This is a genomic window from Stenotrophomonas sp. PUT21 (assembly GCF_052232875.1).
Taxonomy (GTDB): Bacteria; Pseudomonadota; Gammaproteobacteria; order Xanthomonadales; family Xanthomonadaceae; genus Stenotrophomonas; species Stenotrophomonas maltophilia_N.
Genome location: NZ_CP197645.1, coordinates 3,976,803 through 3,998,818 on the forward strand (window position 1 = coordinate 3,976,803; position 22,016 = coordinate 3,998,818).

18 protein-coding genes are annotated in these 22,016 nt (G+C 69.7%); 12 read left to right on the forward strand and 6 right to left on the reverse strand.

The window, feature by feature from the left end; all coding sequences use genetic code 11:
- Positions 1-24: 24 nt before the first annotated feature.
- The 3 genes from ACTT2I_RS17840 to folE form a co-directional block, all read right to left on the reverse strand.
- A complete protein-coding gene (locus tag ACTT2I_RS17840; RefSeq protein WP_421100006.1) occupies positions 25-726 on the reverse strand; it encodes a DUF4194 domain-containing protein in 702 nt (233 codons plus the stop codon).
- Positions 713-2,182, reverse strand: a complete 1,470-nt coding sequence (locus ACTT2I_RS17845; RefSeq protein WP_421100007.1) for a DUF3375 domain-containing protein — start codon at positions 2,180-2,182, stop codon at positions 713-715. Before ACTT2I_RS17845 ends, ACTT2I_RS17840 begins: the two co-directional genes overlap by 14 nt.
- Positions 2,183-2,309: 127 nt before the next feature.
- A complete protein-coding gene (gene folE / locus ACTT2I_RS17850; protein ID WP_019183982.1) occupies positions 2,310-2,912 on the reverse strand; it encodes a GTP cyclohydrolase I FolE in 603 nt (200 codons plus the stop codon).
- Between the two features lie 159 nt (positions 2,913-3,071).
- Between folE and ACTT2I_RS17855 the strand changes: the two genes are divergently transcribed.
- From ACTT2I_RS17855 to ACTT2I_RS17880, 6 genes are all read left to right on the forward strand, one after another.
- Entirely contained in the window at positions 3,072-3,527 is a 456-nt protein-coding gene (locus ACTT2I_RS17855; RefSeq protein WP_293978816.1) for a MarR family winged helix-turn-helix transcriptional regulator, read from the forward strand.
- Positions 3,528-3,611: 84 nt separating this feature from the next.
- Entirely contained in the window at positions 3,612-3,821 is a 210-nt protein-coding gene (locus tag ACTT2I_RS17860) for a DUF1656 domain-containing protein (RefSeq protein WP_019183984.1), read from the forward strand.
- Complete coding sequence (locus ACTT2I_RS17865) at positions 3,818-4,726, forward strand: efflux RND transporter periplasmic adaptor subunit (RefSeq protein ID WP_421100008.1); 909 nt, start codon at positions 3,818-3,820, stop codon at positions 4,724-4,726. The genes ACTT2I_RS17860 and ACTT2I_RS17865 overlap by 4 nt, the downstream gene beginning before the upstream one ends.
- The gene (locus ACTT2I_RS17870) at positions 4,723-6,180 is read left to right on the forward strand and encodes an efflux transporter outer membrane subunit (RefSeq protein ID WP_293978807.1); all 1,458 of its coding nucleotides are present in this window, start codon (positions 4,723-4,725) and stop codon (positions 6,178-6,180) included. Before ACTT2I_RS17865 ends, ACTT2I_RS17870 begins: the two co-directional genes overlap by 4 nt.
- Positions 6,181-6,183: 3 nt before the next feature.
- A complete protein-coding gene (locus ACTT2I_RS17875) occupies positions 6,184-8,241 on the forward strand; it encodes an FUSC family protein (protein WP_421100009.1) in 2,058 nt (685 codons plus the stop codon).
- 85 nt (positions 8,242-8,326) lie between these two features.
- The gene (locus tag ACTT2I_RS17880; RefSeq protein ID WP_088435243.1) at positions 8,327-8,722 is read left to right on the forward strand and encodes a hypothetical protein; all 396 of its coding nucleotides are present in this window, start codon (positions 8,327-8,329) and stop codon (positions 8,720-8,722) included.
- A 14-nt stretch (positions 8,723-8,736) separates the two neighbouring features.
- On the opposite strand, the gene recD is transcribed toward ACTT2I_RS17880, so the two are convergent.
- The 3 genes from recD to recC are packed head-to-tail and all read right to left on the reverse strand — an operon-like array spanning position 8,737 to position 17,614.
- Complete coding sequence (recD, locus tag ACTT2I_RS17885; RefSeq protein ID WP_421100010.1) at positions 8,737-10,632, reverse strand: exodeoxyribonuclease V subunit alpha; 1,896 nt, start codon at positions 10,630-10,632, stop codon at positions 8,737-8,739.
- On the reverse strand, positions 10,629-14,270 hold the full coding sequence (gene recB, locus ACTT2I_RS17890) for an exodeoxyribonuclease V subunit beta (RefSeq protein ID WP_421100011.1): 3,642 nt from the start codon (positions 14,268-14,270) through the stop codon (positions 10,629-10,631). Before recB ends, recD begins: the two co-directional genes overlap by 4 nt.
- Complete coding sequence (gene recC / locus ACTT2I_RS17895; protein ID WP_421100012.1) at positions 14,267-17,614, reverse strand: exodeoxyribonuclease V subunit gamma; 3,348 nt, start codon at positions 17,612-17,614, stop codon at positions 14,267-14,269. Before recC ends, recB begins: the two co-directional genes overlap by 4 nt.
- 224 nt (positions 17,615-17,838) lie before the next feature.
- Here recC and ACTT2I_RS17900 point away from each other — a divergent pair, with 224 nt between their 5' ends.
- From ACTT2I_RS17900 to ACTT2I_RS17925, 6 genes are all read left to right on the forward strand, one after another.
- Positions 17,839-18,627, forward strand: a complete 789-nt coding sequence (locus ACTT2I_RS17900) for an ABC transporter ATP-binding protein (protein WP_019183992.1) — start codon at positions 17,839-17,841, stop codon at positions 18,625-18,627.
- Positions 18,627-19,376, forward strand: a complete 750-nt coding sequence (locus tag ACTT2I_RS17905; protein WP_019183993.1) for an MlaE family lipid ABC transporter permease subunit — start codon at positions 18,627-18,629, stop codon at positions 19,374-19,376. Before ACTT2I_RS17900 ends, ACTT2I_RS17905 begins: the two co-directional genes overlap by 1 nt.
- Positions 19,377-19,492: 116 nt before the next feature.
- Positions 19,493-20,020: an outer membrane lipid asymmetry maintenance protein MlaD gene (gene mlaD, locus ACTT2I_RS17910; RefSeq protein ID WP_421100013.1), complete on the forward strand. Its 528-nt coding sequence runs from the start codon at positions 19,493-19,495 to the stop codon at positions 20,018-20,020.
- Complete coding sequence (locus ACTT2I_RS17915) at positions 20,017-20,679, forward strand: MlaC/ttg2D family ABC transporter substrate-binding protein (protein ID WP_019183995.1); 663 nt, start codon at positions 20,017-20,019, stop codon at positions 20,677-20,679. Before mlaD ends, ACTT2I_RS17915 begins: the two co-directional genes overlap by 4 nt.
- On the forward strand, positions 20,669-20,980 hold the full coding sequence (locus ACTT2I_RS17920) for an STAS domain-containing protein (RefSeq protein WP_421100014.1): 312 nt from the start codon (positions 20,669-20,671) through the stop codon (positions 20,978-20,980). Before ACTT2I_RS17915 ends, ACTT2I_RS17920 begins: the two co-directional genes overlap by 11 nt.
- A 1-nt stretch (position 20,981) precedes the next feature.
- On the forward strand, positions 20,982-21,980 hold the full coding sequence (locus ACTT2I_RS17925) for an MlaA family lipoprotein (protein ID WP_421100015.1): 999 nt from the start codon (positions 20,982-20,984) through the stop codon (positions 21,978-21,980).
- The last annotated feature ends 36 nt before the right edge of the window (positions 21,981-22,016 follow it).

The window sequence follows — 22,016 nt, forward strand, 5'->3', positions numbered from 1 at the left end:
GGGCAGCGGCGCGCGGGCGCGCGCTCAGGCGTCGAGGTCGGCCGGCGCTTCGCGCAGGCGGCGGTACACCTGGGCCAGGGCGGCGACATCTTCGGCGGAGAACATCAGTTTCAGTGCCGGCGAGACTTCATGACGCGCATCGTCACCGCCGAGGCGGGTGAGGATGTGGTTGTCCTTCATCTTCTGCACGGCACTGGCGACACGGCGGTTGAAGCCGGCGCGGTCGGTGGACAGGTGGCGCTCGTACACGGCCAGTGCTTCGGCCAGTTCGCCATCCTCGACCACCGCGCGCACGCCGCGTGCATCGGCTTCGGCCAGCTGCTGGCGCAGGTGCAGCAGCAGCACCGAATCGATGAAGGTCAGCGGCGAGGTACGCAGCAGCACCGGCGCGTCGATATCTTCGGTGTCGGCCTGGCGGGTGAAAGCTACGCCGCTCTCGCGGTCCAGCACCAGCTCCAGGAACAGGTCCGAGAGCGCCGAGCGGATCGCCGCTTCACTGCGGATCAGCGCCGGCCACAGCTTGGCGTGCCGCAACTGGTCGATGCTCGGGCCGATCAGCAGCTGGCACAGCGCGCGGCGCCCATCCAGCGGCAGCCGGCCGGTGTCGCCCATGTAGTACACGTCATTGCTGCGACGCAGGACGGGCGTCACCACGACCGGTTCGTCGTCGTGCTCGTGGGCGCCGCCGTCGATCGGGGTGTCGGTGGATTGTTCATGCCAGCTCATGGCGTTTCTCCTGGGTGAACCAGATCAGCGGAATGCGGGCGCGACGCCAGTGGCCGTCGCCGCCGCGCCATTGCGCGATCTCCTGTTGATCGGTGGCAACCTCGCCGTGGCGGGTGCCAAGAGAGAGGTAACCGATGATGCTGCCCAGCCCCTGCGGGGCCTCGCGGTGTTCAAGCACCTGCGCGATCGACAGCCGCGGCTGCTCGCCGAGCAGATCGTGCAGATCGCGGCGCAGGGTGCGGAAGTCGATTTCCGAGGCCGCCACCAGATCGCCGACGCTCTCCAGCGAGATCGCGGCGGTGTCGTTCCGCTGCACGCTGCCATCGACCTGCGCCTGGCGCGGGTCGTGCAGTTTCCACTGCGACAGCGAGCGCAGGCGGCTGGTGGTCAGCTGCAGGTCGCGGCCGATGCTGCGCTGGGCCGGGATGTGGTCGCGCAGGCCCAGCGCCTCGCCCTGGGCCTGCTTGAGCAGCTGGTTGAGACGGCGCTGTTCCAGGTAGCCGCGGCTCTGCACGAAGCCACGCAGGCTGCGCGCGAAGTGCTGCAGCACATCGTGGACCTGGCTGCCGCGCTCGAGCATGGTGGTGGTGAAGCCGCGCAGGAAGGTGCGTTCGGTGCGGTCCAGCTTGCGGGCGAAGCCGCGTGCGAGCACGGTCTCCAGCGCGGCGTCGAGCTGGGCGCTCTGTTCGGCATCGTTGAGCAGGCGCCAGAACGCGTCGAAGCTGCGCCCGGCATCGCTGTCGCCGATCACGTCCACGCCTTCGAATAGCTTGGACAGCACGTCGCCGCGCTCGCCTTCGTCATCGATGATGCGTTCGCGGAATTCGCGGTTGAGGCGTTCGAAGTCATCGCGCACGCGGCGGAAATCTTCGGTCAGTTCGTCGGCCAGGCCGATGATCTGGCGGGTCCGTTCCAGCGCGCGCTTGCCATCCAGCGAGGACACCTTGCCGCCGCTGACGCGGGCGATCTCGGCATCGATGCGGTCGCGCTCGTCGCGCAGCGCGGACAGGCGTGCGTCCGGATTGGATTCGGTCAGCGCGGCCAGCTGCGAGAGCTGCTCGATCACCAGTGCCAAGCGGCTCTCGGTGGCGGCAGCGCGCGCCTGCTCCAGGCTGTCGGCGAAGCGGATCGCCTGCGCGGCCTGGGTGGACAGTTCGTACTGCTCCTGGTCGGCACCTTCAGGCAGGCGGCGTTCCAGCCAGCCCTGGGCCAGCCAGTGGGCGATGTAGGCCTGCGCGGTGCGCGGCAGCTCGCGCGAGAGTTCATCGGCCTTCAGATCATCCAGCGCGCGCTGCAGGCGTTCGTGCAGCACCGCGGTGGACAGGGTGCGCTCGTCCTGCATCAGCAGGCTCTGCAGCAGGCCGATGATCTCCGGCGCGTGATCGGCCGCCAGCAGCTTCCACTGCGACTGTTCGCGCAGGTGGCGGTAACGGGTAATGCGCTCGCGATGCTTCATTCGAGACCGGATACGGGAAGACGGGCCGCGCGGGTCGCAGCGGCCGGGAGGGAAACGGGACGCGCACGCGCCCACAGGGCCGGGCCGAAGCCCGGCACCTGCCGGCCGCGCGCGACAGCGCGGGGAATCAGCGCTTGCCGCCCACTTCGATGAAACGCAGGAACTCGGCGCGTGTGCGCGCGTCCTCGCGGAAGCTGCCCAGCATCTTGGAGGTGACCATGCTGACGCCGCGCTTGTGGATGCCGCGGGTGGTCATGCACTCGTGCGCACCTTCCACCACCACACCCACGCCGACCGGCTGCAGGACGTCCTGGATGCACTGGGCGATCTGCGCGGTCATCTTTTCCTGGACCTGGAAGCGGCGTGCGTACGCTTCGACCACGCGGGCCAGCTTGCTGATGCCCACCACCTTGCCGGCCGGCAGATAGCCGACGTGCACGCGGCCGATGATCGGCGCCATGTGGTGTTCGCAGTGGCTTTCGTACTCGATGTCGCGCAGCACGATCAGTTCGTCGTAGCCGGCCACTTCCTCGAAGGTCCGCTCCATGTAGGCGCGCGGGTCATCGCGGTAGCCGCTGAACCAGTCGCCATAGGCTTCGGCGACGCGGCGCGGGGTATCCAGCAGGCCTTCACGGGTCGGATCTTCACCGGCCCAGCGCAGCAGGGTGCGCACCGCCGATTCGGCCTCGGCCTGGGTGACGGGGTTGGCGTCGTTGTCTTGCTTGCTCATTACATACAGCACCCGAAGGGGGGCGAGCATCGTACCCGACAGACCCCTCGGGCGTCCTGCGCCGGGAGGCGCGGGCCGGATCGGGCCACGCGTTCATTGGGCCGCGGTTGTGCCACGGGTATTGATAGGAGACGAATTAGTAGTATCCTATCTATTCTAATGAACCGATCCCTCGACGAACGCACCCAGCTGCAGATGCAGCTCAGTTCCGGCCTGCTCTATGCAGGGCGGCAGTGGCAGCGCCTGGCCGACCAAGCCCTGGGCAGCTACGGCATCTCGGCCGCCTGCACCATGCCGCTGCTGATGATCGGGCGCGCCGGCGGCGGTATCCGCCAGGTGGCGCTGGCTCACCAGCTGGGCATGGAAGGGCCCTCGCTGGTGCGCCTGCTGGACAAGCTGGCCGCCAGCAATCTGGTCCGCCGCGAATGCGACGCCAGCGACCGCCGCGCCAACCTGCTGTGGCTGACCGACAAAGGCGAGGCGCTGGTCAGCGAGCTGGAAACCCAGCTGATCGGCCTGCGCCAGGATGTGTTCGGCGAGCTGTCCATGGATGAACTGCGCACCGTGCTGAAGCTGTGGCAGCTGCTGGCCGATGCTGCCGACCGCGTGACGTAAGCCTGTTCCCCCGTTGTACCGCCCGGTGTCGTCCCTCGACGCCGGGCGATCCCCTTTCCGCTCCCCTGTGAATCCTTTGCCTCGATGTACGGTGAATTCAGTCTCTATGGTGTGTTCGTCCCGACCCTGCTCGGGCTGATGCTGCTTGCCTACCTGCTCAAGAGCGGGTTGCGCGTGGTCCTGCAGCGCACCGGCGCCTACCGCCACATCTGGCACCCCGCCCTGTTCAACCTGGCCGTGTACGTGATCGTGCTCGGCGGGTTGTTTTCCCTGATGCGTTGGATGCAATCGTGAACAAGATCCTCAAGCAGACATTCCCGGTCGTGTTGACCGTCGTGGCCGTGGTGGCCGCCGTACTGGTGCTGCGCCACCTGTGGGCGTACTACATGGACGAACCGTGGACGCGCGATGCGCATGTCAGCGCCGACGTGGTGCAGGTCGCGCCGGACGTGTCCGGGCTGGTGGAAGCGGTGAAGGTCGCCGACAACCAGCCGGTCAAGCGCGGTGAGGTGCTGTTCGTGGTCGACCGCGCGCGCTATGAGATCGCACTGGAGCAGGCCCAGGCCGCCTTGGGCGAGCGCCGCGCCACGCTGGACCAGTTGCGCCGCGAGATCGCGCGCGACCGCAGCCTGCAGGATCTGGTCGCTGCCGAGGACGCCGAAGTGCGCCGCGCCAAGCTGCTCGCCGCCCAGGCCTCGATGGCCACCGCGCAGGCCGCGGTCGACCTGGCCAAGCTCAACCTGGCGCGCACTGAAGTGCGCAGCCCGAGCGATGGCCACGTCAACGACCGCACCGTGCGTGCCGGTGACTACGTGACCGCCGGGCGCCCGGTGATGGCCGTGCTCGATACCGGCTCGTTCCGCGTGGATGGCTACTTCGAGGAAACCCGCCTGCAGGGCGTGCATGCCGGCCAGAAGGTCGACATCCGCCTGATGGGCGAAGCGCAGCCGTTGCAGGGCCACGTGCAGAGCATCGCCGCCGGCATCGAAGACCGTTACCGCAGCGAAGGCAGCAGCCTGCTGCCGAACGTCACCCCGGCCTTCGACTGGGTTCGGCTGGCGCAGCGCATCCCGGTACGCATCCATATCGACCGCGTGCCGGCCGGCGTGAACCTGATCGCCGGGCGGACCGCCACCGTCACCATCCAGCCGGACCCCGCCCCGGCCACGCCGGTGCAACCGGCCCGGACGGCCCTGTGAACCGCCCGGCGCTGCACCGCATCGCGCTGGGGCTGGCGCTGACCACGCTGGCCGCCTGCCGCACGGTCGGCCCGGACTATGCCGTGCCGGCCGGGTCCGCCTTCCAGCGGCCGGAGGCGAATGCCGCCTTCCTCGACACCGGCAACCCGCAGGTCGCCGCCGGCGCCGCGCTGCCCGCACGCTGGTGGGAGCTGTACCAGGACGACACCCTCAACGCGCTGGTGCAGCAGGCGCTGCGCGACAACGTGGAACTGAAGGTCGCCGATGCCAACCTGCGCCGCGCCGCCGCCGTGTACGAACAGGCGCTGGATGCCGGTGGCGTCGAGTACGAGGCCGAGGCCGGCGTGAGCCGCGCGCAGCTGTCGGCCGAATCGTTCCTGCTGGAACACGAACTGCCGCCGATCAACCTGGCCGACGGCAAGTTCGCGGTCTCCTATCAGTTCGATCTGTTCGGCAAGCTCAAGCGCGCCTCCGAGGCCGCGCATGCCGACGAGCAGGCCACTGCCGCCGCAATGGACCTGGCGCGCGTATCGCTGGTGGCGCAGGTGGCCGGCAGCTATGTCGACATCTGCCACGCCAACCACGAACTGCATGTGGCTGAGCACTCGCTGCAACTGCAGCAGCGCAGCCGCGAGGTCACCCAGCGCTTGATCACGGCCGGCCGCGGCACCCCGCCCGAGCTGGCCCGCGCCAACGCCCAGGTGGCGATGCTGCAGGCCGCATTGCCGCCGCTGCGCGCGCACCGCCAGGCCTCCGAATACCAGTTGGCGGCCCTGCTCGGCCGCACCCCGGGGCAACTGCCCGACGGCGTGAGCGACTGCAGCCAGGCCCCGACCCTGGCCCAGGCGCTGCCGATCGGCGATGGCCGCGCGCTGCTGCAACGTCGCCCGGACATCCGCCAGGCCGAGCGCAAGCTCGCTGCCGCCACGGCGCGGATCGGCGTGGCCACCGCCGAGCTCTACCCGGACATCCGCCTCGGTGCCTCGGTGGGCGCCGCCGGCCTGCTGGAAGACTTCGGCACGCCGCTGACCCAGCAGTGGTCGATCGGCCCGCTGATCTCCTGGACGCTGCCCTCCTCCGGCACGCATGCCCGCATCCACGCCACCGAAGCCGGTGCCGATGCCGCGCTGGCCGAGTTCGACCACAGCGTGCTGCAGGCCCTGCGTGAAACCCAGACCGCGCTGAGCCGCTATGCGCAGGACCTGCAGCGCCTGCAGTTCCTGCAGCAGGCGCAGCAGCAGGCCGATCTGGCCGCCAGCCAGAACCGTCGCCTCTACCAGGGCGGGCGCACGCCTTACCTGGCCAGCTTGGACGCGGACCGCAGCCTGGCCAGCGCCGATGCGACGCTTGCCGAGGCGCAGGCACAGGTCTCGCGCGACCAGATCCAGTTGTTCCTGGTGCTCGGCGGCGGCTGGAATGCCGACGCCGTGGCCACCGGCACGGCCGCGAGGTAAGCCATGCTGCTGCTGGACAGACAGGCCTGGGTGTTCTCGGTCAAGACCTTCCTGGCGGCGCTGGCAGCGCTGTACATCGGGCTGGCCGGCAATCTCTCGCGCCCGTACTGGGCGATGGCCACGGTCTACATCGTGACCCAGCCGATGCTGGGCCCGACCCGCGCCAAGGGCGCCTACCGCATCCTCGGCACGCTGATCGCCGGCGCGGCCACGCTGTGGATGCTGCCGCACCTGGTGGAAACCCCGCTGCTGCTGAGCGCGGCGATGTCGCTGTGGCTGTCCACGTGCCTGTTCATCGCCCTGCTCAACCGTGGCCCGCGCGGTTATGCGTTCCTGCTGGCCGGGTACACCACTGCCTTCATCGGCTTCCCGGCGGTGACTTCGCCGGACACCATCTTCGACACCGTGGTGGCGCGCAGCGAAGAGATCATCCTGGGCACGGTGGTGGCGGTGCTGTTCGCCTCGCTGTTCTTCCCCGCCTCGGTGCGCCCGATGCTGCGCTCGCGGATCGGCAGCTGGATGGGCGATGCCGCCGACTGGTGCCGGCAGATCCTCTCGCGTGGCCACGCGCATGGACCGCGCAACCGCCTGGCAGCCGATCTGGTCCAGTTCGAAGCGCTGATCGAGTTCATGCGTCGCGACGATCCGCGCCATGCCGGTGCGGCGGTCTCGATGGAGCGGCTGCGTGAGCGCATGCTGCTGATGCTGCCGGTGCTGTCTTCGATCGCAGACCGGTTGGGTGCGCTGCGCGCGGGTGGCCGCGCGCTGCCGCCCGGTCTGGAGCCCTTGATCGCCGATCTGGCGCAGTGGCTGGAGCAGCCCGGCCGCTCCAGTGCCAGCGCCTACACTACGCTGCGCGCGCGCATCGTCGCGCTCAAGCCGGCGGTGAATGGCGAGCTGGATCATCTGCTGCTGGTGACCCTGCTGCTGCGCCTGGAAGAACTGGTGGACCTCTGGCAGGACTGCACCACCCTGCACGCCGCCATCGATGCCGGCACCGCGCCGAGCGCTACCGCGCACTACCGCGTGCGCACCCAGCGCGTGGATCACGTGCGCCACGTGGACTACGGCATGGCGCTGTTCTCCGCGGCCAGTGCTGGCGTGGCGCTGATGACGTACTGCGTGCTGTGGATCGGGCTGGGCTGGGAAGGCGGTGGCAACGGCGCAATGATGGCCGCGGTGGCCGCCGCGTTCTTCGCCGCGCAGGATGATCCCGCACCGAGCATGCTGTCCTTCCTGCTCTGGGCCATCGTGGCCAGCCTGGTGGCCGGCGTGTATCTGTTCGGGATCTTCCCGGCCGTGCACGACTTCGGCAGCCTGGCCCTGGTGCTGGCGGTGATCTTCCTGCCGCTGGGCCTGCTGCTGCATCGGCCCAAGACCGCGTTGATCGGCCTGCCGCTGACGGTGAATCTGGTGGCGCTGCTGAACGTGCAGAACACCTACAGCGCCAACATCCAGAGCTTCATCAACTCGGCCGTGGCGATGTTCATCGGGATCGGCTTTGCGGTGGTGATGACCCGCCTGTTCCGCTCGGTGGGTGCCGAGTGGACCGCGCGCCGGCTGGTGCGCCAGGGCTGGAATACGCTGGCCGACGCGGCCGAGGGCCGTGGCCAACAGGATCGCCAGCAGTTCGCCGCGCGCATGCTCGATCTGCTCGGCCTGCTCGCACCGCGCCTGGCGGCCACCCCGGAGGGCAGCGACATCGCCTCGGTGGACATGCTCACCGAGGCGCGGATCGGCCTGAACATCCTGCAGCTGCGCCGCTCCCGGCACGGCCTGCCGGCGGCCAGCGTGGCCGCGATCGACGCGATATTGGACGAGGTGGCAGCGCATTACCGGGCGCAGGCGGCGCGTCGGCGTCCCCTGCCCGCTCCCACCGGGCTGCAGGCCCGGCTGGAGGCCTCGCTCAAGCGCGTGCAGACCGTGGAGGCCGGCAAGGCCCGCGACGAGGCCCTGATGGGCCTGATCGGGCTGCGCTATGCCCTGTTCCCCGAGGCGCCGGTGGTCGATACCCCTGCCGAGACCCCCGCAACGGCACCCGGCCTGCCCGCGCCGCGCTGAACCGGCCCGGGTGCGGGCCGACCGGTCCGCGCCGATCAGGGCTATCCTGACGCATGCATTTGCGCATGGATCTAGGTGATTCCCGATGAGTTACGACCTGATGGTGTTCGACCCCGCCGTCGCCCCGCGCGAGGCCGAGGCCTTCCTGCAGTGGTACGACGCGCAGACCGAGTGGAACGAGACGCACGACTACGACGATCCGAAGGTGTCGGTGCCGGCACTGCAGGCATTCTTCGCCGCGTTGGCCGAGCATTACCCGCCGATGGATGGCCCGCTGTCCGATGAGGAAGACGACCGCCCGGAAGTGACCGACTACAGCATCGGCCAGCACGTGGTCTACGCCTCGTTCGATGACGAGGTGGCCGAAAACGCGCATGGCCTGGTGCAGGTACTGGCCAACACCCACCAGCTGGGCTTCTTCGATGTCAGCGGCGACGGTGCCATCGTCTTCCCCGATGGCACCGTGGTGATTCCGGAGTAAGACCGGACACGGGACTAGAACAGCTGCCCCTGGGCCGGCGCCGTCACGACGGTGTCGGCCACTGCGTTCCCTTGGCCGCCCTGCAGGCGTGCGGCCAAGCCCGACAGGCGGCTGGCATGCCGCGCCAATGCGGCCTCCAGCACCTCCGCGCTGCCCAGCACATGCAGCGCCTGCCGCGCACGGGTCATGCCGGTATAGATCAGTTCGCGCGACAGCACGCGGTTGTCGCGTCGCGGCAGCTGCAGCCAGACCTCATCGAACTCCGAGCCCTGCGCCTTGTGCACGGTCATCGCGAACGCGCTTTCATGTGCAGGCAACGCACCCGGGTGGAAGCCGCGCGGTTGGTCCGGCGTCTCGCCGGGGAACCAGGCGGTCACGCTGCCGTGGCGATCGATCAGGCAGATGCCGATGTCGCCGTTGAACAGGCGGTGCCGGTAGCTGTTCTCGGTGATCAGCAGCAACCGGCCGTGGAAATAGCCCGGCGCCATGCCGGGCCGTGGTACGCCGGCCAGCAGTGCTTCGATGCGCGCGTTGAGCCCGCGCGCCCCCTGTGGGCCTTCGCGCACGGCGGTGAGCAGGCGGATGCGGCCGGCATTGGCCAGCGCCACGCCGGGATCGGCTGCCTCGCCGAGACCACGCCAATGCCCGAGCAGCTGCTCGCGGTGGTGCTGCAGCGGATCGCTCTGGTCTTCGTGGAAATGTACGCCGGCCAGCGTGCCTACGCGTAGCAGGGCAAGCGCGGTGGCACTGTTGCCGTCGCGCACGGCATGCGCCAGCGGCGCCAGATCGAGCGCGTCGGTCTGCCGGTAACCGCGCTGCAGCTGCACGCGGCGGCCAGCGAACCGGCGCGGCGGCGCCAGCGGCTGCAGCGCGTCGGGCGCCAGCAGCGTGTGCAGGGCCTGGGCATCGTCGGCCTGGGTGCCCAGGCCATCGCCACTGGCGCGCAGGATGGCACTGAGCACATCGCCCGCTTCCACCGAGGGCAGCTGGTCCGGATCGCCGAGCAGCACCAGCCGGCTGCCATCGGCGACGGCCTCGACCAGCTTGGTCATCAGCGGCAGGTCGATCATCGAGGCTTCGTCCACCACCACCACGTCATACGGCAGCGGGTTGTCGGCGTGATGGCGGAAGCGCGGCGAATCGGGGATCACCCCGAGCAGGCGATGCAGGGTGGTGCCGGTGCTCGGCATCGCATCGCACAGCGCCGGCGCGATACCGACCAGGCGCAGCCGCTGCACGGCCAGGCGCAGGCTCTCGGCCATGCGCTCGGCGGCGCGGCCGGTGGGGGCAGCCAGTGCCACCCGCGGCAGGGGCTGGTCAGCCTGCACCGCCTGTGCGGCGAGGAGCACCAGCAGCCGCGCGATGGTGGTGGTCTTGCCGGTACCGGGGCCGCCGGTCACCAGCACCAGCGGATGGCGCAGGGCGACGGCCGCGGCGCGGGCCTGATGATCGATCCCGTCGCGGGCCTGCGGGAACAGCTGGCCGAACAGCGTGGCCAAGGTACCCGGATCGGCACCGGGCAGCGCATGCGCGGCGATCCGCTGCAGACCGTGCGCCAGCCGACGTTCGTATTCGCGGTAGCGACGCAGATACAGCAGCCCGTTCTCCAGCACCAGCGGTGCATCGCCGGCGACCGCGTCATCCGCGCCGGGCACCTCCACCCACGGCGACGCCTGCAGCTGCGCCAGCCACGCGTCGGGTGCCGGCCAGTCGACATCGGCCTCGATCAAGCGCTGCGGCTGGGTCGGATCCAGACCGGCGTGCCCGTCCGAAACCGCCAGCGACGCCAGTGCGGCCCCGACCAGCACCGCGTCGGGCGTGTCCGGACGCAGCCGGCGCAGGCTCTGCGCCAGGGCATGGTCGAGCGTGCGCAGTACCTTGCCACGGTACAGCGTGGTGAGCAGGCTCATGCCTCCCCCCGTGCGCGCGCGGCCATGCGTGCCTGGGCGTGTTCGCCGCCGGCGAACAGGGCATCCAGGGCGTCGACCAGGGCCGGATCGAAGCGATGCGCATACAGGCCCGGACTGTCGTCGCGGCCAGCATCCAGGCCGCGGCAGAACAGGTAGCGGATGCCGCCCATGTCGCGCGCGTAGTCGTACTGCGCGCCCAGACGGAAGCGCAGCCAGCGGTGCAGCGCGACCGTGTAGATCAGCGCCTGCAGGTCGTATTCGCTGTGCTGCATGGCGCTGGCCAGCCGGCCCGCGTCGTAGCCGGGCAGGCGATTGGATTTGTAGTCGAGCACGTACCAGCGGTCCGCACGCACGTAGGTGAGGTCGATCTTGCCGGTCATCAGGCCCTCCAGCCGCCGGCGGGTGCCGAAGCCATGGCGGTCGCGCACCAGTCCATGCGCGTGCAGCAAGGTCAGCAGGGCGGGCACGGCGGTCGGCTGCATCGCGAAGTGGAATTCGATCTCGGCACGGCGCGCATCGGCCGGCAGATCGTGCAGTGCGCCGCCTTCCGGGAGGGGCACGGTCAGGGTCTGGCCAACCAGCCCGGTCAGCATGGCCACGCCATCGTCCAAGTCCGGCTCGGCATAGCCTTCGGCGCGCAGCGAGGCACGCAGGACCTCGGCTTCCCCGCCGGGGGCGGGCTGGCCGGCCTGCCAGCCGCCCCACAGCGCGAAATCGGTGTTTTCCAGCGCATCGTGCAGCACGTTGCCGAAGCGGCTGCCCATGAAGCGCGGGTCGCTCTCTTCGCTGGCCACGGCCGGTTGTTCGGCTTCCTGGGTGAGGTCCACGCCGGCCGGTTCGTCGGCCGCAGGGGCGGGCACTTCGGTGGCGGCGGCGTCGGTGTCGTGCCCCGCATCGGCATGCGCCAGCTGGGTGAAGCTGTACACCCACCAGTCGTGCGGCACGCGCCGGGTCAGCGCGCGGACCGGTGGCAGTTCGCCGTCGCGCTCGAACGCGAGCTGCGCCGGGCGGGCGTCCACCGGACCGTCGATCACGGCAATATCCGGATGGTCACGCAGGGCCTCCAGGTTCGACAACATCGGTGCCAGGCGGGTCTTCGCCAACCCGGCCAGATCACCGGCGGCGATCCACAGCGCATGCTCGGCGCGGGTCAGCCCGACGTAGAGCAGGCGCGCATCCTCGGCGTCCTGTTCCTGCGTGCTGCGCGTGCTGGCCGCATTCCAGCTCTCGTCCTTGTCCAGTTTCCAGTGCAGCTCGCGGCGGCCGTTGGCGTACACCGTGCAGTGGGCCTCGGTGTTGGGCGCGCCGCCCCCGATGCCCACGAACGGCAGGAACACCAGCGGGTACTCCAGCCCCTTGCTCTTGTGCAGGGTGATGATCTGCACGCGGCGCGCATCCGATTCCAGGCGCAGCAGCTGCTGTTCGTCGTTCTGGTCGGCATGCGCCATCTGCACCTGCAGCCAGTCGAGCAGGCCGTGCATGCCCAGCGTCTGCCCGGCCGCCTGCTGCAGCAGTTCGCCCAGCTGCAGGTAGTTGGTCAGGCGGCGCTCGCCATCCAGCAGGCCCAGCAGGCGCTCGGCATGTTCGGCGCAGAGATCGGCGATCACCGCGAACGGGCCGCCGCGCTGCCAGCGCTCACGCCATTCCAGCAGCCGCACCTGGAACGAGCGCTGCGCATCCCCTTCGCGCTCCAGCGCATCGATCGCGCCGGCGTCTTCGCCGAGCAGCACGGTCGACAGCGCGGCGCGCAGCCGTCCTTCATCGGCCGGCTGCAGCAGCGCCAGCAACAGCAGACGCAGGTCGTGCGCTTCGGGCGTGGCATACAAGCTCTGCTTGCCTGCGGCGACGGCGGGAATCCCCACCGCACCGAGCGCCTGCTGGATGCGCGTGGCCTCCTTGTGCGAGCGCACCAGCACCGCGATGTCGCCGGGTTGTACGGGCACGTCGCGCAGCAGCGCGCGCCCTTGCCGGGCTTCGCTGAGGATCTGGTGGATCGCGGCCACACAGGCATCACTGGCCTGCTGCCGCGACGGATCGGCCTTGAGGTCGCCGCCCTCGGTGTTGTGCAGCACGCGCACGGTCAGGCCAGGCGCGGGGATCCCGTCGCGCAGGAAATCCGCATCCACGCGGGTGCTGCCGGGGTGCACCGGTTCGAAGGCGATGTCGGCTTCGAGGAAGGCGCGCTCACCGGCGTTGGCGTACAGCGCTTCGATCGCGTGCAGCACCGCCGGACGCGAACGGAAGTTGCGGTCCAGTGCGGGCGCTGCGTCGGCTTCGCGCTTGGCCTTGAGGTAGGTGTGGATATCGCCGCCGCGGAAACCGTAGATGGCCTGCTTCGGATCGCCGATCAGGAACAGCGCCGGTGCCAGGCCGGCCTCGCGGGTCTCCTGCGAATCGCCGAACACGCGCTGGAAGATGCCCCACTGGCGGTCGTCGGTATCCTGGAACTCGTCCACCAGCGCGATCGCGTACTGCGCGCGCAGCTGCTGCACCAGGGTGGCGCGGTGCGGGCCGTCCAGGGCATCGGCGACGCCATCGATCAGGTCATCGTAGGTCTGCACGCGGCCGATCCGCTTGAGCTCGGCCAGGCGCGCACGCGCTTCATCGCGCAGGTCATGCAGGAACGCGGTGGCCTGCTGGCGCAGCCACTGCTCGCGCGCGTCAGCGGCGTGCCACCAGCGTTGCAGTGCATCGAACAGCGGCGAGACCGGGCACTGGCCGTCCATGCCGTCCTTGCAGAAGGCCAGCAGCTGCACCGGCAGCAGCTTGCCCAGGTGGCTCTTGTCGCCGCGCGGCCAGTGCTGCGCGCTGCGGCCGGCGAACAGCTCGCCGAAGGCCTTGTCGAAACTGGGCCGTTTGGCACGGCGACCGTCGAAGATCTTGCGATCGAAGGCGACGGCGATCTGCGCCTGCGCGTCTTCGGCGTGGGTTTGGATCGCCTCGGCCAGCGCGGCCGCGGCGAGCCGCAGCTGCGGCGCGGGATCATCGAAGATATGGGTTGGCCGCGCTGGCAGCAGCGGCAAGGGCTTGATCAGCGTGGAGAGATCACCGGCCAGCGCTTCGGGTGAGGCCCACAGCCAGGTCAGCGCATCGACCGTGGCCGGGTCGTTGGCGTGCACGCGCCACAGGTCGGCGGCCAGTTCTTCGTGCAGCTCGCGTTCGCTTGGCAGCAGGGTCGGCGGATCGAAGGTGTGTCCGCTCTCCAGCGCATGCTCACGCAGCACGCGGGTGCAGAAGCCGTGGATGGTGAAGATCGAGGCAAGGTCGATCTCGTCGGCAGCGGTCTGCAGCCGGCGCGCCAGCGCGGCCGGTGTTTCTTCGCCGAGGGCGAGCTGGCGGTGCAGGATCACCCGGGTCAACGCGACCTCCGGGCTGTCCTGTTCGCCCGGCGCGCGCTCCACCAGTTGCGCGGCCAAGGCCAGACGCTCGCGGATGCGCTTGCGCAGTTCCTGCGTGGCGGCATCGGTGAAGGTGACGGCCAGGATCTGGCCGATGCGCCAGCCCTTCTCCACCACCAGCCGGGTGAACAGCGTGGCCAGGGTGAAGGTCTTGCCGGTGCCGGCACTGGCCTCGATCAGGCGCACGCCGTCCAGCGGCAGCGCCAGGTAGGGATCGGTCAGCAGGTCGTGGTCGGTCATCGCAGAGCTCCTTGCTCGTCGAAGCCCGGGAACACCCGGCCTTCGCGCACCGCGGTGAACACCACGAAGCTGTTGTGCAGCAGTTGCCGGTAACTGTCGGCACTGGCGAAGGGGTCGTGGCCGCGCAGCGCGAGCTGGTAGCCGGCGCCGGTGGACTCGCCCCAGGTGCGGTCGCTGCCGTGCCACTTGGCGCGGCCCTCGGCTTCGCGCTTGGCTTCGGCTGCGGTGTACAGCACCCAGCCGGTGGACGGGCCGTACAGCAATGGCGCGCGCAGACCTTCGGCGCGCAACTGCAGCAGGCGACGCAGCACTTCGCGCGCACGTTCGGCCTCCAGCGGCGGCAGCGTGTGCGGGCCCAGCCCGTCATCGCCGGCGTCGTGGAACTGCACCAGCGGGAGTGCATCGCCGGCAGCATTGGCCAGCAGCCAGTCCAGGCCCTGGCGGATCGCGGCGCGGCCATTGAGCGGGCCCGGGCGCAGGCGGACCAGACCGTGCGGATGCAATCCGTCCACGCGGCCGTGCAGGCGCAGCCCGTCGATATCCACCTCGTAGCGGCGGCTGTCGACCGCGGTACCGGCCTGCCACTGGGCCAGGGCCTGGGCGTAGGGCTCGGTCTGTGCCTGCAGCAGCGCGAACTGCCGTTCGCCCAGTGCGCCGGAGGGCAGCAGCGCCCGCGCACGCAGCCGCGGGTACAGCGGCGCGGCGTCCTCACCGAGGGTCGACTCGATCACCGCCTGCTGCAGCAGCACGGTGTCACCGCCGCGCGCGGCCATCACCAGCGGCTCGACGTCGTCGGCGTTGTCCACGTCATCGGGCAGGCGCAGACCGAGCCGTTGCGAGAGGAACTGGCTGGCCGGATCGGTGAGGAAGCGGCGCAGTGCATCCACGCTCAGCTCCGGCTCGGCAGCGCCGCTGTCCATCGGCGGCAGCGGCGTGGTGAACCACGGCGCCAGCGCGCGACGCGCACCGCCGAGCGAGCCGGCGGCCGGGTGCCATTGCCGGCGATAGCTGAAACGCCGTGGCTCCTCGCCCCCGCCGAACGCGGCCGGAGCGAACGGCTGCAGCGAATGCCGCACAGTCATCCTGCGCGCCGCCACCGGGGGATCCAGGTGGTACTCGGCCGCGGCATCGATCAGCTCACTGACCAGCACCGAGGGCTCGCGCACGCTGCCGTCGCGCGGATCCGCGCCCAGGTAACTCAGGTAGAACACATCCTGGGCCGAGGCGAACAGCTGCAGGAACAGGAAGCGATCATCCTCGCGCAGCGAGCGGTCGCCATGCCGACGCTGGTCGGTGCCCAGTTCGGCCGTGAGCTGGTTGAGGCCCGCCGCCGGGTCGCGACGCGGGAAGTCGCCATCGTTCAAGCCAAGCACGCAGATCACCCGGAACGGCAGCAGGCGCATCGGCACCATCCGCCCGAAGCTGACGCCGCCGGTCAACAGCGGTGCACGCGTATCGGCCTGGGCAAGCACGCCGGCGAAATGGGCGCGCAGCACCTCCGGCGGCACGTCGCCTGCAAAGCCGGCGGTCTCCGCATCGCGGGCGAACTCGTTGATCAGTTTGCGCAGGCGCTCCAGCGCACGCTGGCTGTTGGCGGCCTGCGGCGGATCCGGCAGCAACGCATCAAGCAGGGCCAGCAGACGCTGCCGCCACTGCCCGGGCGACATGGCCTCACCGAGGGCCTTCTGGTAGCGCGCCAGCACGCGCAGCAGCCCCAGCAGGCGGTCCAGCGCGTCCAGCGCACTGCCTTCCAGTTCCGGCCATGGCGCGACCCCGGCGATATCGCCGTCGCTGCCGCTGGCATGACCCAGCAGCAGGCGATCCAGCGCGAACTGCCAGGTAAACGCATCGTCGATAGGCGCCTGATGCTGGCCCCGATGCGTGGCGTCCAGGCCCCAGCGCGCGCCGGCCGCCTGCAGCCAGTCGTGCAGGCGGTCGAACGCGGCCGCATCGAGCCCGGCCGCTTCGGCCAGCGGCGCGCTGGCCAGCAGGTCGAGCACTTCGTTCAAGCCGAAGCGCGAGACCGGCAACCCCAGCAGGTGCACGAACACATCGGCCAACGGCTCACCGGCCAGCGGGCTGGTGTCGGCCAGCGCATAGGGAATGTGCTCCTCGCCGCCGCTGCGGCCGCCGAACACGGCTTCCAGGTACGGCACGTAGGGATCGATGTCCGGTGCCAGCACCGCGATGTCGCGTGCCTGCAGCGGCGGATCGAAGCGCGGATCCTGCAGCAGGCCGCGCAGCTGGTCATGCAGCACCTGCAGTTCGCGCAGGCGGGTGTGGCAGGCATGCACCTGCAGGCTGGGGTCGTCGTAGCGCAGGCCGTCGCGCAGCTCGCCGGCCGGCTGCCCGCGGCGGTGGAACAGGTCGCGCTGCAAGCGGTGCAGCAGGCTGTCGGACAAGCCGCCCTCGGCCATGTCCGCATGCGCATCCTCTTCGGGATCGTCGTAGGCGGCGATCTCACCGGAGGGGTGCACGACCTCGTAGCTGCCCAGCACCGCCATGAAATCGCGACCCGCCGCGCCCCAGGCCTGCAGCAGGCGGTTCTCGCCCGCGGCCTCACCGAACGGATCGGGCGCGCCACTGCGCAGCTTCTCGCCCAGGGTCTGCAGATCGCCCCAATACGCCTGGGTCGGCGTCGGCAGATAGAAGTGCATCGTGCCGACCCGCGCCTGGGTGGCCATCACCCGCAGCACGTCCGGGGAGATGTTGAGGGTGGCGAAGGCGAACACGCGCGCCGGCAGACCCTGCGGCAGCGGCCGGCCGGCACCCTCGAAGCGGGACAGATAGGCATCGATGCGGCGGGCGCGGTACTGCTCGCCGCCGGCGATGCGTCGCCACAGGATCGCCTGCGGGTCGTTCGGCGATGCGCCGGCTTCCCAGCGAAGCAGCCAATCGCGACGCCAGGCCTGGTACTTCTCGAAGACCGAGGCCAGCTCGGCCGCCAGCGCCCACGGCTTGAGCGGATCGGCCGCGGACAGGTACGCCTGCAGAGCGGCCATCGGCGGCTGCGCCATCAACGCCGGGTCGCGCAGGGCGGCGTACAACCGCCAGCGCAGGCCCTCGGCGTTGAGATCGCCCTGTTCCCCGGGCACGTTGGCATTGAGGGCGCGGGCGACCAGCTCACCCGGCGTGAGGAACTCCAGGTTGGCGGCAATGCCATACTCGGCCGCCAGGGTCGACTGCAGCCAGCGGCGCATCGCGACCTGCGGGATCAGCACCACCTCCGGCACCAGGATCGATTGGCCCGGCACCGGCGTGCGCAGCGTCGTGGCCAACAGGGCGGCCAGCACATCGAGCGAGTTGGAGTGGTACAGGCGGAAGTCTGAAGCAGCGTCGGTCATCGCAGGAGTGTGCCGCAGCCGGCGCACGAACGCAGCGCTGGTGACTGTCTGGAAAAGAAAAAGGCGCTGGCCGATACCGGCCCGACACGCTGTGTTGCAGGCGACGGCATGCCCGCCGCGGCACTGCCCTCACCCGCCCGTGCGACAATACTGCACGGTCCAGTTCGGTTATGTTCAGCCGTTCACCACGATCTTACAACGTTGGAATTTTGTTAATGGCGCCCATGACGGTTTCCGAAGAGAGTCTGGTGCAGTTGTCCAACGTCCGCATCGACCGCGGCGGGCGTACGATCCTGCGCGACGTTTCGCTGACCGTTCCGCGCGGCAGCATCACCGCCGTGCTCGGCCCGTCGGGCAGTGGCAAGTCCACGCTGCTGGCCGCGCTGACCGGTGAGCTGCGCCCGGTGGCCGGCGAGGTCACCCTGTTTGGCCAGCCCATCCCGACCGGCGCACGCGCGCTGTTGGAGATGCGCAAGAGCGTGGGCGTTCTGCTGCAGGGCAATGGCCTGCTGACCGATCTGACCGTGGCCGAGAACGTGGCCCTGCCGCTGCGTACCCACACCCGCCTGCCGAAGCCCGTCTTGCGCCGCCTGGTGCAGATGAAGCTGCACGCGGTGGGCCTGCTGGCCGCCGCCGATGCCTGGCCGCGCGAGCTGTCCGGCGGCATGGCGCGCCGTGTCGCGCTGGCCCGCGCGCTGGCCCTGGACCCGCCGCTGATGATCTACGACGAGCCGCTGACCGGGCTGGACCCGATCGCCTCGGGCGTGATCATGAGCCTGATCCAGCGCCTCAACCACAGTCTGGGGCTGACCAGCATCATCGTCAGCCACCACGTGCACGAGACCCTGCCGATCTGCGACCAAGTGATCGCGATCGCCAACGGCGGCATCGTGTTCCAGGGCAGCCCGGCCGCGCTCGAATCCAGCCAGGACCCGCTGCTGCGGCAGTTCCTGCACGGTGAGCCGGACGGCCCGATCCCCTTCGATGCCGCACCACGTGCGAGGGTTGCCTGATGCCGTTCGTTGACGCCACCCGCTCGCTCGGTCGCGCCGGCCTGTTCTCGCTGACGGTGCTGCGCGGCTCGCTGCCGACCGCCGATTTCCTGGCCGAGCTCACCCGCGAGATCTACAAGATCGGCGCACGATCGCTGCCGATCATCGCGGTGGGCGGTGCATTCGTCGGGCTGGTGCTGACCCTGCAGGGCTACCGGACGCTGACCACCTTCGGCGCCGCCGATGCGTTGTCCACGCTGCTTGGCCTCTCGCTGTACCGCGAACTGGCGCCGGTGCTGACCGCACTGCTGTTCATCGGCCGCGCCGGCAGCTCGATCGCCGCCGAACTGGGCCTGATGCGGGCCACCGACCAGATCAAGGCGCTGGAGCTGATGGCGATCGACCCGGTCGCCAAGGTCGTCGCCCCGCGCTTCTGGGCGGCGGTACTGACCGTGCCGCTGCTGACCGGCATCTTCTGCTCGCTGGCGATCAGTGCCAGCTACTTCGAGGCCGTGCATGTGCTCGGCCTGGACAACGGGGTGTTCTGGTCGGCGCTGAGCAACAGCGTGGACTTCTGGGACGATTTCGGCGTGGCGATGCTCAAGTCGGCGATCTTCGGCGGCACCGCGGCCCTGGTCGCGTCCTATGTCGGCTTCCATGCCGAACCCACCATCGAAGGCACCTCGGTCGCCACCACGCGTGCGGTGGTCAACGCCTCGCTGCTGGTGCTGGTCTTCAACTTCGTGCTGTCCGCCATGATGTTCCAGTAGGTACCGACCGTTGGTCGGTACGGCCGTTGTCCCTGGCCAACACCCCGCTTGAGTACGCAAAGACTTCCCGCCCGGACACCTGTCCAGGCACCTGACAAAGAACAGTGAGATATCCCATGGCCATCCGCGGTCCCAGACTCGAATTTTCCGTCGGCGCGTTCCTGCTGCTGGCGCTGGCCTCGCTGCTGGTGCTGGCCGTGGCCTCCACCAATCAACGGTGGGGCACCGGCGGCAGCGGCTACGAACTGAAGGCGCGTTTCACCCAGATCGGCCAGCTGCGCAAACAGGCACCGGTCAAGATCGGCGGCGTGACGATCGGCCAGGTCTCGGGGATCGAACTGGATGCGCAGAAGTTCGATTCGATCGTGACCCTCAAGCTCGACGGCAAGTTCAAGGATCTGCCCGCCGATACGTCGGCCGGCATCTTCACCAGCGGTTTGCTCGGCGAGAGCTATATCGGACTGCAGCCGGGCGGAGATCCGGACGTACTCAAGTCCGGCGACGAGATCGTCTTCACCCAGCCGGCGGTGGACCTGCTCCAGCTGGTCGGCAAGTACATGTTCAGCGGTCCGGCCAACACCGGTGGCGCTGACTCCCACGATGGCAACGGCGCGCCCGCGCCTGCAACGGAACCGCAACCATGAAAAAGACCCTGATCCCGGCGCTGCTGGCCTCGGCCCTGCTCGCCGCCACGCCCTCGCTCTCCTTCGCCCAGGCCGCTCCGGCGGCCGCCGCCGCGCAGCAGGGCCAGGCCAGCAAGGCCGTGATGGACGCCAGCACCCGCATCCTGACCTCGCTGCAGCAGCGCCGCACCGAGTTCCGGGCCAACCCGGCCGTGCTGCGTGACTTCATCAACAGCGAGCTCAACAAGACCTTCGACCGCGATTACGCCGCCCGCCTGGTGCTGGGCGTGCACGGCCGCGGCGCCTCGGATGCCGACGTCAAGCTGTTCGCCGATGCGATGGCCGACAACCTGATGCAGCGCTATGGTTCGGCCCTGCTCGAGATCCAGGGCAAGCCGACCTTCCGCCTGAAGAGCGAGTCGCCGCTGCCGGGCAACCGTGGCGTGCGCGTGTCCACCGAGCTGATCCGCGCCGGCAATGAGCCGACCCCGGTCGACTACCTGATGCGCAACGTCAACGGCCAGTGGAAAATCTTCGATGTGATGATCGAAGGCATCTCCTACGTGCAGACCTTCAAGACCCAGTTCGACGCCCCACTGCGCCAGAAGTCGATCCAGCAGGTGGCCACCGAACTGCGCAACGGCAGCATGCAGGCCGGGCAGGCCCCGCGTGGCAAGTAACAGCGCCAGCGTGCAGCGCAACGGCACCTCGCTGGTGTTCAGCGGGGTGCTCGACCGCGCGGCGGTGACGGCCCTGTGGCCTTCGCTGACCGCGCTGGGCGGTGTGCAGCAGTTGGATCTGGCGGCGGTGAGCAAGCTGGACAGCGCCGGGCTGGCGCTGCTGGCCGAGCTGGCCGCGCGACTGCGTGCAACCGGGACCCTGCCGACGATCGTCGGCAGCCCGGACGGTTTCACCGACCTCAGTGCCGCCTACCGGCTGGCACCCACCCTGGATTTCCATGCCCTTTCTGCGGCGAGCTGACATGAACGTCATACGCACCCTCCCCCTCCTCGTGCTGGCGCTGGCCTTGAGCGCCTGTGCCGGCAAACCCGCACGCGACAGCGCACAGGTCAGCGTCGAGGTCGCCCCTGCGGCGGCACCGGCGACCGATGTGGCCGATGCGCCTGCGGTACCGGCCGACGCGGTCGTCGACACTGCCGCCCCGCCACCCCAAGGCAGCACCGATACGGCCGCCGCGCCGGTCACCGGTGGCACCCCGCCGACCAATGCCGAGGACGACTTCGCCGCGCTGTACGGCGGTCCGGCCCCGACCGCGGACGGCACCGAGCCCAGCCGCACCCCGTACGATCCGTGGGAACCGTTCAACCGCAAGGTGCACAGCTTCAACAACGTGGTCGACCGGGCGGTCGCACGCCCGCTGGCGGTGGCCTACACCAACGTGGTGCCGCGCTTCGCCCGCACCGGCGTGAGCAACTTCTTCAGCAACCTGCGCGCCCCGGTGACGATCACCAACCAGCTGCTGCAGGGCCGTCCGGATGATGCCTGGGACAGCCTGGGCCGCTTCCTGATGAACTCCACGCTGGGTATCGGCGGTCTGTTCGATCCGGCCAGCAAGGCCATGGTCCCGCACCGCAAGGAAGACTTCGGTCAGACCCTGGGCACCTGGGGCTGGCGCCGTTCGCGTTACGTGGAACTGCCCTTCTTCGGCCCGCGCACCGTGCGCGATGTGTTCGGCCTGGCCGGCGACATGCCGCTCTCGCCGATCCGCACGATCGAAGAGGACAAGGTCCGCATCGGCCTGCAGGGGCTTCAGCTGGTGGACACGCGTTCGCAGCTGCTGGCGGTGGACGACATGCGCGCCAACGCCGTGGACGAGTACTCGCTGGTCCGCGATGCCTGGCTGCAGCGCCGCAACTACCAGATCGAGAACGACCTGCGCGGCAAGCATGCGCGCGGCAAGGACGATACGGACGCGCCGATTCCGGTCGATGCGATGCCGATGCCAAGCTGGGGCAACTGAGCCCGGACGAAAAAAGCCCCGCCGAAGCGGGGCTTT

Coding starts and splice junctions, on each gene's coding strand:
- ACTT2I_RS17840 (WP_421100006.1), bottom strand. CDS start 726: ATGAGCTGGCATGAACAATCCACCGACACCCCGATCGACGGCGGCGCC.
- ACTT2I_RS17845 (WP_421100007.1), bottom strand. CDS start 2,182: ATGAAGCATCGCGAGCGCATTACCCGTTACCGCCACCTGCGCGAACAG.
- folE (WP_019183982.1), bottom strand. CDS start 2,912: ATGAGCAAGCAAGACAACGACGCCAACCCCGTCACCCAGGCCGAGGCC.
- ACTT2I_RS17855 (WP_293978816.1), top strand. CDS start 3,072: ATGAACCGATCCCTCGACGAACGCACCCAGCTGCAGATGCAGCTCAGT.
- ACTT2I_RS17860 (WP_019183984.1), top strand. CDS start 3,612: ATGTACGGTGAATTCAGTCTCTATGGTGTGTTCGTCCCGACCCTGCTC.
- ACTT2I_RS17875 (WP_421100009.1), top strand. CDS start 6,184: ATGCTGCTGCTGGACAGACAGGCCTGGGTGTTCTCGGTCAAGACCTTC.
- ACTT2I_RS17880 (WP_088435243.1), top strand. CDS start 8,327: ATGAGTTACGACCTGATGGTGTTCGACCCCGCCGTCGCCCCGCGCGAG.
- recD (WP_421100010.1), bottom strand. CDS start 10,632: ATGAGCCTGCTCACCACGCTGTACCGTGGCAAGGTACTGCGCACGCTC.
- recB (WP_421100011.1), bottom strand. CDS start 14,270: ATGACCGACCACGACCTGCTGACCGATCCCTACCTGGCGCTGCCGCTG.
- recC (WP_421100012.1), bottom strand. CDS start 17,614: ATGACCGACGCTGCTTCAGACTTCCGCCTGTACCACTCCAACTCGCTC.
- ACTT2I_RS17900 (WP_019183992.1), top strand. CDS start 17,839: ATGACGGTTTCCGAAGAGAGTCTGGTGCAGTTGTCCAACGTCCGCATC.
- ACTT2I_RS17905 (WP_019183993.1), top strand. CDS start 18,627: ATGCCGTTCGTTGACGCCACCCGCTCGCTCGGTCGCGCCGGCCTGTTC.
- mlaD (WP_421100013.1), top strand. CDS start 19,493: ATGGCCATCCGCGGTCCCAGACTCGAATTTTCCGTCGGCGCGTTCCTG.
- ACTT2I_RS17915 (WP_019183995.1), top strand. CDS start 20,017: ATGAAAAAGACCCTGATCCCGGCGCTGCTGGCCTCGGCCCTGCTCGCC.
- ACTT2I_RS17925 (WP_421100015.1), top strand. CDS start 20,982: ATGAACGTCATACGCACCCTCCCCCTCCTCGTGCTGGCGCTGGCCTTG.